General features: G+C 72.9%; 11 protein-coding genes and 2 pseudogenes. 12 read left to right on the forward strand and 1 reads right to left on the reverse strand.

Translation table 11 applies throughout. The features are described 5' to 3' along the window. Positions 1 to 137: 137 nt before the first annotated feature. Positions 138 to 1,082: a carbohydrate kinase gene (locus ABGA99_RS33405; RefSeq protein WP_347584100.1), complete on the reverse strand. Its 945-nt coding sequence runs from the start codon at positions 1,080 to 1,082 to the stop codon at positions 138 to 140. A 153-nt stretch (positions 1,083 to 1,235) separates the two neighbouring features. Here ABGA99_RS33405 and uvrC point away from each other — a divergent pair, with 153 nt between their 5' ends. The 12 genes and pseudogenes from uvrC (at position 1,236) to ABGA99_RS33465 (ending at position 13,573) form a co-directional block, all read left to right on the forward strand. After that, entirely contained in the window at positions 1,236 to 3,245 is a 2,010-nt protein-coding gene (gene uvrC, locus ABGA99_RS33410) for an excinuclease ABC subunit UvrC (RefSeq protein WP_347575598.1), read from the forward strand. A gap of 18 nt (positions 3,246 to 3,263) precedes the next feature. After that, a complete protein-coding gene (gene rapZ, locus ABGA99_RS33415) occupies positions 3,264 to 4,220 on the forward strand; it encodes an RNase adapter RapZ (RefSeq protein WP_347575599.1) in 957 nt (318 codons plus the stop codon). Next, complete coding sequence (gene yvcK, locus ABGA99_RS33420; RefSeq protein ID WP_347575600.1) at positions 4,217 to 5,251, forward strand: uridine diphosphate-N-acetylglucosamine-binding protein YvcK; 1,035 nt, start codon at positions 4,217 to 4,219, stop codon at positions 5,249 to 5,251. The genes rapZ and yvcK overlap by 4 nt, the downstream gene beginning before the upstream one ends. Continuing rightward, on the forward strand, positions 5,242 to 6,219 hold the full coding sequence (whiA, locus tag ABGA99_RS33425) for a DNA-binding protein WhiA (protein ID WP_347575601.1): 978 nt from the start codon (positions 5,242 to 5,244) through the stop codon (positions 6,217 to 6,219). The genes yvcK and whiA overlap by 10 nt, the downstream gene beginning before the upstream one ends. A 200-nt stretch (positions 6,220 to 6,419) precedes the next feature. Next, a pseudogene (locus tag ABGA99_RS33430) lies at positions 6,420 to 6,913 on the forward strand (transposase); the annotation flags it as partial. Between the two features lie 76 nt (positions 6,914 to 6,989). After that, positions 6,990 to 7,923: pseudogene (locus ABGA99_RS33435) on the forward strand (zinc carboxypeptidase); the annotation flags it as partial. Positions 7,924 to 8,124: 201 nt separating this feature from the next. Continuing rightward, positions 8,125 to 9,129 carry a type I glyceraldehyde-3-phosphate dehydrogenase gene (gene gap, locus ABGA99_RS33440; RefSeq protein ID WP_347575603.1) on the forward strand — a complete coding sequence of 335 codons (1,005 nt, stop codon included), beginning with the start codon at positions 8,125 to 8,127 and terminating at the stop codon, positions 9,127 to 9,129. A 189-nt stretch (positions 9,130 to 9,318) separates the two neighbouring features. Next, a complete protein-coding gene (locus ABGA99_RS33445) occupies positions 9,319 to 10,539 on the forward strand; it encodes a phosphoglycerate kinase (RefSeq protein ID WP_347584101.1) in 1,221 nt (406 codons plus the stop codon). A gap of 9 nt (positions 10,540 to 10,548) precedes the next feature. Further along, the gene (gene tpiA, locus ABGA99_RS33450) at positions 10,549 to 11,334 is read left to right on the forward strand and encodes a triose-phosphate isomerase (RefSeq protein ID WP_347575605.1); all 786 of its coding nucleotides are present in this window, start codon (positions 10,549 to 10,551) and stop codon (positions 11,332 to 11,334) included. A gap of 152 nt (positions 11,335 to 11,486) precedes the next feature. After that, the gene (secG, locus tag ABGA99_RS33455) at positions 11,487 to 11,717 is read left to right on the forward strand and encodes a preprotein translocase subunit SecG (RefSeq protein WP_037720488.1); all 231 of its coding nucleotides are present in this window, start codon (positions 11,487 to 11,489) and stop codon (positions 11,715 to 11,717) included. Between the two features lie 92 nt (positions 11,718 to 11,809). Continuing rightward, complete coding sequence (locus ABGA99_RS33460) at positions 11,810 to 12,145, forward strand: RNA polymerase-binding protein RbpA (protein ID WP_347575606.1); 336 nt, start codon at positions 11,810 to 11,812, stop codon at positions 12,143 to 12,145. A 201-nt stretch (positions 12,146 to 12,346) separates the two neighbouring features. Further along, positions 12,347 to 13,573, forward strand: a complete 1,227-nt coding sequence (locus tag ABGA99_RS33465) for an MFS transporter (RefSeq protein ID WP_347575607.1) — start codon at positions 12,347 to 12,349, stop codon at positions 13,571 to 13,573.

The raw sequence follows: 13,573 nt of genomic DNA on the forward strand, positions 1-13,573 counted from the left end.
ATTGCGGAGCTGAAGCGGCAGTTGGAGGCGGCGGCGGCGGACCCGTCGGTGCGCTCGGTGACCGTGGTCCAGCACGTCCCGCCGCGCGACCCGACGGCGCAGCGCGCCAGCCAGCTCAGCGACCGCATCGCCGCGGTTCAGCCGTCCGCGAACTCCGCGAGCTCCGCCGCGTACGGCGGCTCGGCGCCCGCACGCGAGCAGGTGATCGCCGCCGCGCGGGCGGCGTGGCCGAGCGCGGCGCGCCAGCCGGCCGGGTCGAGACCGGCCAGGGCATCGGGGGAGAGGGCGTCGTGGGAGTCGAACCAGTGCAGCAGCGCCGCGTTGACGGTGTCGCCCGCGCCGATCGTGTCGACCACCTCGACCGGCGGCGCGGCCACGTCGTACCGCCCGGGACCCCGCGCGACCACCGCCGTCAGCCCCTCGCCGCCGCGCGTCAGCACCGCCGCCCGCGGCCCGGCCGCCAGCCACTCCGGCAGCGCCTCGGCCCACGGCCGCCCGCCGGCGAGCCACTGCGCGTCCTCCACCGACAGCTTCAGCAGCGCCACGTGCGGCAGCCAGGCGCGGAAGCGGGCGCGGTAGGCGTCGGCTTCCGCGATCAGCCCGGCGCGGATGTTCGGGTCCAGGAAGGTGAACAACCCGTCCGCGGCGGCGCGTTTCAGCAGGGTCTCGTACGCGGTCGCGCCCGGCTCCAGCACCAGCGAGCACGTCCCCACCGCCAGCGCCCGCGCTCCCGCAGGCAGCGTGTCCGGCGCCCGGAACAGCCGGTCGGCCGTGCCCTCGGCGTAGAAGCGGAAGCCCGCGGACCCGTCCGGGCTGACGTCGGCGACGGCCAGCGTCGTGGGCTCCTCGCCCCGCTGGACGAGGCCGGTCTCCACCCCCGCCGCATCGAGCCCCGCCATCAGCGCCGCCCCGAAGGCGTCCGTGGAGACCCGCGAGGCGAACGCGACGTCCGCGCCGAGCCGCCCCAGCGCCACCGCCGTGTTGTACGGCCCGCCGCCCCGCACCGGCTGCAGCGCGGGAAGCACACCCCCGCCCCCGGCCGGCACGAGATCGATCAGAGCCTCACCACCAACCACGATCATGTGCCCAGCGTACGGTCCGACCGCCGCCCGCAGGTCCCCGGAAGGCAACACGGGCACGCCCCGGCGACCATACGGTCACCGGAGTGTCGCGGGCTCGGTACACGGGTGTGGGCGGACGGGTCGGCGTCAGTGCGCGACAGTAGGGTGGGAACCATGGCCGATCCGTCCAGTTACCGTCCCAAGCCCGGGCAGATTCCCGACTCTCCGGGGGTCTACAAGTTCCGGGACGAGCACGGCCGGGTCATCTACGTCGGCAAGGCCAAGAGCCTGCGGCAGCGGCTCTCGTCGTACTTCCAGGACCTGGCCGGGCTGCACCAGCGCACCCGCACGATGGTCACGACCGCCGCCGCCGTGGAGTGGACGGTGGTGGCCACGGAGGTCGAGGCGCTCCAGCTCGAATACACCTGGATCAAGCAGTACGACCCCCGGTTCAACGTCAAGTACCGGGACGACAAGAGCTATCCGTCCCTCGCCGTGACGCTCAACGAGGAGTATCCGCGGGTGCAGGTCATGCGCGGCCCCAAACGCAAGGGCGTGCGCTACTTCGGGCCGTACGCGCACGCGTGGGCCATCCGCGAGACCGTCGATCTGATGCTGCGCGCCTTCCCGGTGCGGACCTGTTCCGCCGGGGTCTTCAAGCGCAGCGCGCAGATCGGCCGGCCCTGTCTGCTGGGGTACATCGGCAAGTGCTCCGCGCCCTGCGTCGGGCGGGTCACGGCCGCGGAGCACCGGGAGCTGGCCGAGGAGTTCTGCGACTTCATGGCGGGCCGTACGGGCGCGTATCTGAAGCGGCTGGAGCGGCAGATGCACGAAGCCGCCGAGGAGATGGAGTACGAGAAGGCCGCGCGGCTGCGCGACGACATAGGGGCGCTGAAGAGCGCCATGGAGAAGAACGCGGTCGTCCTCGCCGACGCCACCGACGCCGACCTGATCGCCCTGGCCGAGGACGAGCTGGAGGCGGCGGTGCAGATCTTCCACGTCCGCGGCGGCCGGGTGCGCGGCCAGCGGGGCTGGGTCACCGACCGGGTGGAGGCCGTCGACAGCGCCGGCCTCGTGGAGCACGCGCTCCAGCAGCTCTACGGGGACGAGCAGGCCGAGGCCATCCCGCGCGAGGTGCTGGTCCCGGCGCTGCCGCAGCCCGCCGGGCCCGTACGGGAGTGGCTGACCGAGCGCCGCGGGGCCCGGGTGGACCTGCGGGTACCGCAGCGCGGTGACAAGAAGGACCTGCTCGCCACGGTCGCGCGGAACGCGCAGCAGGCCCTCGTCCTGCACAAGACCAAGCGCGCCTCCGACCTGACCACCCGCTCCCGGGCGCTGGAGGAGATCGCCGAGGCGCTGGAGCTGGACTCCGCGCCGCTGCGCATCGAGTGCTACGACATCTCGCATCTGCAGGGCGACGACGTCGTCGGCTCCATGGTCGTCTTCGAGGACGGCCTCGCCCGCAAGAGCGAGTACCGCCGCTTCGAGATCAAGGGCTTCACCGGCCAGGACGACGTACGGGCGATGCACGAGGTGATCACCCGCAGGTTCCGGCGGTATGTGCAGGAGAAGCAGAAGACGGGGGAGTGGGGCGACCCGGAGGCCGAGGCGGCGGCCGAGCGCAGCAACGGCGAGGACCCGGCCGTGGACGGGCCCGCCGGACGGGATCCCGACACCGGGCGGCCCAGGAAGTTCGCCTACCCGCCCCAGCTCGTGGTCGTCGACGGCGGCCGGCCGCAGGTCACCGCCGCCAAGAGGGCCCTCGGCGAGCTGGGCGTGGACGACGTGGCCGTGGTCGGCCTGGCCAAGCGCCTCGAAGAGGTCTGGCTGCCGGACAGCGACGACCCCGTCATCCTGCCGCGCAGCAGCGAGGGCCTGTACATGCTGCAGCGCGTACGGGACGAGGCCCACCGCTTCGCCCTCGCCTATCAGCGCAAGAAACGGGCCCAGAGCATGAAGGCCGGGCCGCTGGACGACGTGCCGGGCCTGGGGGAGAGCCGCCGCCGGGCGCTGCTGAAGCATTTCGGCTCGGTGAAACGGCTCAGAGCTGCGACTATTGATCAGATCTGCGAGGTTCCCGGCATCGGCCGCAAGACGGCCGAAAACATCGCCGCGACCCTTGCGCAGGCGGCACCGGCCGCGCCGGCGGTGAACACCGCCACCGGAGAGATCATGGACGAGTGAGGACCGGGGGACAGAGCGATGAACGACAACGGGACAGACGAAACCGACGAGACCACCGTGACCACGGGTGGCGCGGCCACCGGGCCGGGCGAGACGGGTGACTCCGCGCAGGCGGGCATCCCCGAGCTGGTGATCATCTCCGGGATGTCGGGCGCCGGCCGGAGCACGGCCGCGAAGTGCCTGGAGGACCTCGGCTGGTTCGTCGTGGACAACCTGCCGCCCGCTCTCATCCCCACCATGGTGGAGCTGGGCGCCCGCTCGCAGGGGAACGTGGCGCGGATCGCGGTCGTCGTGGACGTCCGCGGCCGGCGCTTCTTCGACAATCTGAAGGAGTCCCTGGCCGACCTGAAGGAGAAGGGGGTCCCCCGGCGCATCGTCTTCCTGGAGGCGTCGGACAACTCGCTGGTGGCCCGCTTCGAGTCCGTACGCCGCCCGCACCCCCTGCAGGGCGACGGCACCATCCTCGACGGCATCACCGCCGAGCGCGACCTGCTGCGCGAGCTGCGCGGCGACGCCGACCTGGTCATCGACACCTCCAGCCTGAACGTGCACGAGCTGCGCGCGAAGATGGACGCCCAGTTCGCCGGGGGCGAGGAGCCGGAGCTGCGCGCCACGGTGATGTCCTTCGGCTACAAGTACGGCCTGCCGGTGGACGCCGACCTGGTGGTGGACTGCCGCTTCCTGCCGAACCCGCACTGGGTCCCCGAGCTGCGCCAGTTCACCGGGCTCAACGAGGACGTCGCGCAGTACGTCTTCAACCAGCCCGGCGCCAAGGAGTTCCTCAACGGCTACGCGGAGCTGATGCACCTGGTCACCGAGGGTTACCGGCGCGAGGGCAAGCGGTACGTGACCGTCGCCGTCGGCTGCACCGGCGGCAAGCACCGCTCCGTCGCGATGTCCGAGCGGCTGGCCCGCCGGCTCGCCTCGGACGGCATCGAGACCGTCGTCGTCCACCGGGACATGGGGCGCGAGTGAGCCGGATCGCCGGTGGCCGGAACCTCCGGCTGCGTCGCCGGGGCGCCCGCAGACCCGGTTCGCAGCCGAAGGTGGTCGCGCTCGGCGGGGGGATGGGCCTGTCGGCCTCCCTCGCCGCGCTGCGCCGGATCACCGGCGATCTCACCGCCGTCGTCACGGTCGCCGACGACGGCGGCTCGTCCGGCCGGCTCCGCGCCGAGCTGGGCGTGCTGCCGCCGGGCGACCTGCGCAAGGCGCTGGCGGCGCTCTGCGGCGACGACGACTGGGGCCAGACCTGGTCCCGCGTCATCCAGCACCGGTTCACCAGCCAGGGCGAGCTGCACGACCACGCCGTCGGCAATCTGCTGATCGTCGCGCTCTGGGAGCAGCTCGGCGACCACGTCGCGGCCCTCGACCTGGTCGGTACGCTCCTGGGCGCGCACGGCCGGGTGCTGCCCATGTCCGCGGTGCCCCTGGAGCTGCGCGCCGACGTACGCGGCCACGCGCCGGAGCTGCCGGAGGCGGTCACCACCGTGGCCGGCCAGGCCACCGTGGCCCTCACCCCCGGTGAGGTGCAGCAGGTCTACCTGGTGCCCGCCGACCCGCCGGCCGTCCCGGCCGCCGTCGAGGCCGTCCGCGAGGCGGACTGGGTGGTGCTCGGCCCGGGCTCCTGGTTCTCCTCCGTCATTCCGCACCTGCTGGTGCCGGACCTGCGCCAGGCCCTGGTGGAGACCAAGGCCCGCAAGGTCCTGTCCCTGAACCTCGCTCCGCAGCCGGGGGAAACGGACGGATTTTCCCCGCGGCGTCATTTGGAGGTTTTGCGACGACACGCCCCTAAACTCGCCCTCGACGTGGTGCTGGCCGACAAGGATGCAGTGCCCGGTGCGGCAGAGCGCGACGGGTTGCGCGAGGCTGCGAAAGAGCTTGAGGGCTCGGTCGAGCTGGCGCCGGTGGCGCGGACCGACGGGACTCCCCGGCACGATCCGGAGCTGCTGGCCGCCGCGTACGACCGTATTTTTCGGATGCATGGAAGGATCGGGCCATGGCGATGACGGCAGCGGTGAAGGACGAGATCTCGCGGCTCCCCGTGACCCGGACGTGCTGCCGCAAGGCGGAGGTCTCGGCCACGCTGCGGTTCGCCGGCGGACTGCACCTCGTCAGCGGCCGCATCGTGATCGAGGCCGAGCTGGACACCGGCATCGCGGCGCGGCGGCTGAAGAAGGACATCCTGGAGATCTTCGGGCACGGCTCCGAGATGATCGTCATGGCTCCCGGCGGGCTGCGCCGCAGCAGCCGGTACGTGGTCCGCGTGGTCGCCGGCGGTGAGCAACTGGCCCGGCAGACGGGCCTGGTCGACGGCCGCGGGCGGCCCATCCGCGGGCTGCCCCCGCAGGTCGTCTCCGGCGCCACCTGCGACGCCGAGGCCGCCTGGCGTGGCGCCTTCCTCGCCCACGGCTCGCTGACCGAGCCCGGCCGCTCCTCCTCGCTGGAGGTCACCTGCCCGGGCCCGGAGGCGGCCCTCGCCCTGGTCGGCGCCGCCCGCCGGCTCAGCATCCCGGCCAAGGCCCGCGAGGTGCGCGGCGTGGACCGCGTCGTCGTACGGGACGGGGACGCCATCGGCGCCCTGCTCACCCGGCTCGGGGCGCACGAGTCGGTACTCGCCTGGGAGGAGCGCCGGATGCGCCGTGAGGTGCGCGCCACGGCCAACCGGCTGGCCAACTTCGACGACGCCAACCTGCGCCGCTCCGCCCGCGCGGCGGTCGCAGCCGGCGCACGCGTGCAGCGGGCGCTGGAGATCCTCGGCGACGAGGTGCCGGAGCACCTGGCGGCGGCCGGCCGGCTGCGCATGGAGCACAAGCAGGCGTCGCTGGAGGAGCTGGGCGCCCTCGCCGACCCCCCGCTGACGAAGGACGCGGTCGCGGGGCGTATCCGCCGGCTGCTCGCCATGGCCGACAAGCGGGCCGGCGACCTGGGTATCCCGGGCACGGAGGCGAACCTCACGGAGGAGATGGTGGGCTGACGCCCGCCCCGCCCGGCGGCGTCCGGCGCCGCCCCCGAACACCCCTCAACCGCGGCCGCACCGCGGCTTCTTCACCTCTCCGGCATCTTGACGCGGACATGAGCACCCCGCAGCCTGACTGCTGTTCGTCCACGAGACAGACGACCCAAAGAGGGGCACATGAGCGAAGAGCCAGTGCGATCCTCGTATCAGCCGCCTTGTCCGCCAGGCGTCGGCTGAAGGAACGCTCCCGCCGCGAACGGCGGCACGTCAGGAATATCAACCACATCACCGCCAAAGCGATCGTGACCGAGGCTGAACGCACCGGACGCGGCCTGTCCCTGGAGGACCTCAGGGCATCCGCGCCCGGGTACGGCTCCGCAAGCCCTGGGGGCACCGCCCGGCCGAAGGCTGGGGGAGGGTCGCATTTCACTCCTGGGCCTTCGCCCAACTCGCACACTTCATCGTCTACAAGGCGCGGCGGGCCGGTGTCCCACTCGTGTTCGTAGACCCAGCCCACTCCTCCCACGAGTGCGCGCGGTGCGGACGTGTCGATCGTCGCAACCGCACCTCCCAGGCCCGATTCGCTTGCCGGTCGTGCGGCGTCGTTGCGCACGCCGACCGGAACGCGTCCCACGTCCTCGCCCGCAGAGGCCAGGCCGTGTGGACTGCGGGGCGTGAGTCACGCGTCCCAGCCGTCCGGCCCATAGGCTGAACGGCTCAGACGCGGGAGGCAACCCCACAGCCAGCGGGGACCTACCCGCAACCGGCCCCGCAGGGCCGGGCAGTTGACCCAGTACTACCTGGGCGCCTACTCCCGCTCCGCCACCGTCGGCCCCGACGGCTTCACCGGCGCGGGCGCGCTCGGCGGCACGGCCGGCGGCCTCGGCGACGCCGCGGGCAACCCGCTGGACGGCGCCGGCGCGTACACCGTCACCTCCGACGCGCTGCCGCCCGCGGACTTCCCGCAGTTCGCCTCCGCCCAGGCCGGGGCGTACGAGGGCGGCGTCAACCCCTACGCGCCGTACGAGGGCGAGTGGATGGCGATCGCCGCACCGTGGACCTCACCGGTGTCACCGCCGCCGAGGCGCCCGCGCTGCGCACGGCGCTCAACCGGGACACCGAGGAGGGCTACGACTTCGTGCTGCTGGAGGCCCGTACCGCGGGCGGGGACGACTGGACGACGCTGCCGGAGGCCGGCGGTGCCACCACGGACCGGGTGCCCGAGGAGTGCGGCCAGGGCTTCTTCATCCAGGCGCACCCGTTCCTGCGCCAGTACCTCACCCAGGGCCAGGACGGCTGCACCGCGAGCGGCACCAGCGGCGCCTGGCACGGCCTGACCGACTCCTCCGGCGGCTGGCGGGAGGTCTCGTACGACCTCTCCGCCTACGCCGGCAAGCAGGTCGAGCTGTCCCTGTCGTACGTCACCGACCCGGGCACCGGCGGCAGCGGTCTCTTCGCCGACGACACCGCCGTGGTGGTCGGCGGCGCCGAGCGCGACACGGAGGGCTTCGAGACCGGACTCGGCGCCTGGACGGCGCCGGGGCCGCCGCCCGGCAGCCCCGCGGCCGACGCCGACTGGGCCGTTCCGGCAAGCTCTTCGAGAGTTACGCGGCCGTCTCCACCCGCGACACCGTCCTCGTCGGCTTCGGGGTCGAGCACGTCGCCGACAAGCCCGCGCGCGCCGCTCTTCTGAGCCGCGCACTGTCCCATCTGAGGCGCTGACACAGGCCCGCTGACCGGCGACGACGCCGGATCACGGCGGCGGCCCGTAGCCCTACCGGGGGGTACGGGCCGCGGTCCGCGTCACCGGCGGGGTCCGGGCCGCCACGCGGGTGCGGAAGCGGTAGGGTCGGCAGTGGTCGGGGATTCCCAGTCAGAGCACCGGTCGATGAAGGACCGGCGTACCAACGAGGAGATCGGTTCGTGACGATCCGCGTAGGCATCAACGGCTTCGGCCGCATCGGCCGCAACTACTTCCGCGCCATCCTGGAGCAGGGTGCGGACATCGAGGTCGTGGCGTTCAACGACCTGGGTGACGCCGCGACCATCGCACACCTGCTGAAGTACGACACCCTGCTCGGCAAGCTCAAGGCCGAGGTGAGCCACACCGCCGACGCCATCACCGTCGACGGCCGCCCCATCAGGATGCTCGCCGAGCGCGACCCGGCGAACCTGCCCTGGGGTGACCTGGGCGTGGACGTGGTCATCGAGTCCACCGGCATCTTCACCAAGGCCGCGGACGCGCAGAAGCACCTGGACGCGGGGGCCAAGAAGGTCATCATCTCCGCGCCCGCCAAGGGCGAGGACATCACCATCGTGATGGGGGTCAACGAGGACTCCTACGACCCGGCCACCCACCACATCATCTCCAACGCCTCGTGTACGACGAACTGCGTCGCGCCGATGGCGAAGGTGCTGGACGAGAACTTCGGCATCGTGCAGGGCATGATGACCACCGTCCACGCCTACACCAACGACCAGCGGATCCTGGACTTCCCGCACAAGGATCTGCGCCGCGCCCGCGCCGCCGCCGAGAACATCATCCCGACCACCACCGGCGCCGCGAAGGCCACCGCGCTCGTCCTGCCGCAGCTCAAGGGCAAGCTGGACGGCATCGCGATGCGCGTGCCGGTGCCCACCGGCTCGGTCACCGACCTGGTGGTCGAACTGAGCCGCGAGGTCACCAGGGACGAGGTCAACGCCGCGTACCAGAAGGCCGCCGAGGGCCAGCTCAAGGGCATCCTGGAGTACACCGAGGACCCGATCGTCTCCTCGGACATCGTCAACACCGCGCCGTCCTGCACCTTCGACTCCCTGCTGACGATGGCGCAGGGCAAGCAGGTCAAGATCGTCGGCTGGTACGACAACGAGTGGGGCTACTCCAACCGTCTGGTCGACATCACCACCTTCGTCGGCGAGCGCCTCTGAGCGCGACGCCCGCGCCGCGCCGGCCAGGCCGGGCGGCAGCCGGGGAGCCGCGGCTTCCCGGCAGCGCAGGTGGGCCGGGGCCCGGCCGTCGCACGGCGGCGGGCCCTCGCTCGTTCCGACGACCAGGCCGCCGCGCGCGCCGCTCCCCGGCGGCGCGCGGGCGGTGTCAGCAGTGATGCAGGAGTCCTGATGAAGACGCTCGACGACCTCCTCGGCGAAGGCATCGCCGGCAAGCGGGTCTTCGTCCGCGCGGACCTCAACGTGCCGCTGGACGGCACCACCATCACCGACGACGGCCGCATCCGCGCCGTCGTCCCGACGATCGCCAAGCTGGCCGAGGCCGGTGCCCGGGTGGTCGTCGCCTCCCACCTCGGCCGCCCCAAGGGTGCGCCGGACCCGGCGTTCTCGCTCGCGCCGGTGGCGCGCCGGCTGGGCGAACTGCTCGGGGACTCCGCGAAGAAGACGGAGTTCGCCACGGACACCGTGGGCGAGAGCGCGAAGGCCACCGTCGCCGGGCTCGGCGACGGCGAGGTCACGCTGCTCGAAAACCTGCGGTTCAACCCCGGCGAGACCGCGAAGGACGACGCCGGGCGCGGCGCGTTCGCGGACGAGCTGGCCCAACTGGCCGACGTGTACGTGGGCGACGGCTTCGGCGCCGTCCACCGCAAGCACGCCTCGGTGTACGACCTGCCCGCCCGGCTGCCGCACTATGTCGGCTACCTCATCGCCGCCGAGGTGGGCGTCCTGCGCAAGCTCACCGAGGACGTCGCGCGGCCGTACGCGGTCGTGCTCGGCGGCGCCAAGGTCTCCGACAAGCTCGGGGTCATCGACCACCTGCTGGAGAAGGCCGACCGCATCCTCATCGGCGGCGGCATGGCGTACACCTTCCTCAAGGCCAAGGGGTACGAGGTCGGCTCCAGCCTGCTGCAGGAGGAGCAGGTGCCCGCGGTCCGCGAGTACCTGGCGCGGGCCGAGCAACTCGGCGTGGAGTTCGTGCTCCCCGTCGACGTGGTCGCCGCCCGGGAGTTCCCGGACGTCAAGGCGCAGGCGCCGACCGAGCCCGTGACCGTACCGGCCGACGCCATCCCCGCCGACGTGATGGGGCTGGACATCGGCCCGGCGTCCGGCCGCCTCTTCGCCTCGAAGATCGCCGACGCCGCCACGGTCTTCTGGAACGGGCCGATGGGCGTGTTCGAGCACCCCGACTACGCCGACGGCACCCGCGCGGTCGCGCGGGCACTGGTGGACAGCTCCGCGTTCACCGTCGTCGGCGGCGGTGACAGCGCCGCCGCCGTGCGCATCCTGGGCTTCGACGAGAATGCGTTCGGCCACATCTCGACCGGTGGCGGCGCCAGCCTCGAATACCTCGAGGGCAAGACGCTCCCCGGCCTCGCCGCACTGGAGGACTGACCCGTAACGATGAACGACAAGCCGACCCGTATCCCGTTCATGGCGGGCAACTGGAAGATGAACCTCAACCACCTTGAGGGCATCGCGCACGTCCAGAAGCTCGCCTTCGCGCTCCACGACAAGGACTACGAGGCCGTCGAGGTCGCGGTCCTGCCGCCGTACACCGATCTGCGCTCGGTGCAGACGCTCGTGGACGGCGACAAGCTCAAGATCAAGTACGGCGCCCAGGACATCTCGCCGCACGACGCCGGCGCGTACACGGGCGACATCGCGGGCCCGATGCTGGCCAAGCTCCACTGCACGTACGTCGTCGTCGGCCACTCCGAGCGGCGGCAGTACCACGGCGAGGACGACGCGCTCGTCAACGCCAAGGTCAAGGCCGCGTTCAAGTACGGCATCACGCCGATCCTGTGCATCGGCGAGGGCCTGGAGGTGCGCAAGGCCGGCGACCAGGTCGCGCACACCCTCGCGCAGCTCGACGGGGCGCTGAAGGGCGTCTCCGCGGAGGACGCGGAGAACATCGTCGTCGCCTACGAGCCGGTGTGGGCCATCGGCACCGGCGAGGTCGCCACCCCGGACGACGCGCAGGAGGTCTGCGGCGCGATCCGGCAGCGGCTGGCCGAGCTGTACGGCGAGGAGGTGGCGGCCGCGGTGCGCATCCAGTACGGCGGCTCCGTCAAGAGCGGCAACGTCGCGGCGATCATGGCGCAGCCCGACGTGGACGGCGCGCTGATCGGCGGCGCTTCGCTGGACGCCGACGAGTTCGTCAAGATCGTCCGCTTCCGCGACCAGTGAGGTCCGCGGCTCCGGGCCGCTTCCCCCGATCCGGGGAGTAGGCCCGGGCCGCCTGTTCGTCGTAGGCTGTCGGGGGCCGGTCACGCAGAATGACTGCACCGGCCCCCTTACGTATCCGTCCGTCACCGAGAGAGTTGGAAAAAGCCGTGACCGTGGCGTTCTCCATCGCCCTGATCATCTTCAGCGGGCTGCTGATGATGCTCGTCCTCATGCACAAGGGCAAGGGCGGCGGCCTGTCCGACATGTTCGGCGGCGGCATGCAGTCCTCCGTCGGCGGCTCCTCCGTCGCCGAGCGCAACCTGGACCGGATCACCGTGGTCGTCGGCCTGATCTGGTTCGCCATCATCGTGGTGCTGGGCCTGCTGATGAAGTTCGACAGCTGAGCCACCACGGCGACTGGCGGTACGTAGACTAGGGCGCCCGCGGCGGGGTCGCCGACGATGCCTCGCCGCATTTCACGCAGGGAGTTACGACCGTGGCAAGTGGCAACGCGATCCGTGGAAGCCGGGTCGGCGCCGGGCCGATGGGGGAGGCGGAGCGAGGCGAGTCAGCGCCACGCCTGCGCGTCTCCTTCTGGTGCTCCAACGGGCACGAGACCCGACCCAGCTTCGCCACCGACGCACAGATCCCGGACAGTTGGGACTGCCCGCGCTGTGGTTTCCCGGCGGGCCAGGACCCGGACAACCCGCCGGACCCGCCCCGCACCGAGCCCTACAAGACGCACCTCGCGTACGTGCGCGAGCGGCGCAGCGACGCCGACGGCGAGGCCATCCTCGCCGAGGCCCTCGCCAAGCTCCGCGGCGAGATCTGACCCCGGCCGAGCTCACGGGCGGCCCCCGGCACAGCGCCGAGCCGCCCGAGCCGCGCCGGCGGCCTCCACCCCTTTCCCGGCACCGGCAGTGCGCCGTAGTGCGCCGAGCCGTTCCGCCGCAGGACCGGCCGCCCGATCTGAGGCGGCGGATAGGGCAACCGCCCGAGGTGCCCTGAGGACGCGCGTACCTACGGTCCCGGCATGCGACCCGAGACCGTCCACCCGCGGCACACCGCGGCACCGACCTGGCGCGGGGGGTTCGGACGGTTGTGGTCCGCCGCCGTCGTCTCCCGCTTCGGCGACGCCCTGCGGGGCGCCGCGCTGCCGCTGCTCGCCGTCGAGCTGACCGACTCCACGCTGCTCGTCGCGCTCGTCACCGCCTGCGGCTTCCTGCCCTGGCTGCTCTTCGGGCTGATCGGCGGCGCGATCGCCGACCGGGTGGACCAGCGGCGCGCGATGTGGATCACGGACGTGCTGCGCGGGTTCCTGATGGCCGCGTTCGCGCTCGCGGTGTGGCTGGACCGGGCCGGCATCGCCCTGCTCCTCGTCCTCGCCTTCGCGCTCACCGCGCTGCAGACCGTCTTCGACAACGCCGCCACCGCCCTGCTGCCCGCCGTCGTGCCCACCGCGGCGCTCGGCACCGCGAACGGGCGGCTGCTGGCCGGCCAGGAGGCCGTGCACCGCTTCGCCGGTACGCCGCTGGTGCCCGTGCTCGTCGGCGCCGGGGCGGCCGTGCCGTACGCCGTGGACGCCGCCTCGTACCTGCTGGCCGCCGTCCTGGTCGCCGGTCTGCCGCACCGGCCCCGGCCGCCCGCCGAGCGCTCCGGGACGCCGCTGCGCCGGGACGTCGCCGACGGGCTGCGCGCCCTGTGGGCCGATCCGGTGCTCCGGGGCGTCTGCGCGGCCACCGTCGTCGCCAACACCGGCTTCGGCGCCCTCGTCGCCACCCTCGTGCTGCACCTGACGGGCTGGCTCGGCGCGGGCACCACCGGGTACGCCCTCGCGCTCACCGCGTACGGCATCGGGAGCGTCACCGGCGGTATGGCCGCCGGCCGGGTCGCCGCCGCCCTCGGCGCCCCGCGCACCCTGGTCTGGGCGGGCCTCGCCCAGGCGGCGTGCCTGACGGCCTTCGGCACCGTACGCAGTCTCCCCGCGGCCGGCGCCGCGCTCGCCGTCCTCGGCTTCGCCGGGATGCTCTGGACCGCCACCGAGATCACCGTCCTGCAGCGGCGCAGCCCGGCCGGGGCCATCGGCCGGACCGGCGCGGCCTTCCGGACCGTGTCGATCTCCGTGGTGCCGCTGGGGGCCGTGCTCGGCGGGGTGCTCGCCGGCGCGCTCGGGCAGAACACGCCGGCGCTGGCCGCGGCCCTGCTGACCGGCCTCGGGGTGCTCGCGCTCGGACCGGCGGCGCGCTCCGGGATCAATTAG

This window comes from Streptomyces sp. B5E4 (genome assembly GCF_039871555.1).
In the GTDB taxonomy this organism is placed as follows: Bacteria; Actinomycetota; Actinomycetes; order Streptomycetales; family Streptomycetaceae; genus Streptomyces.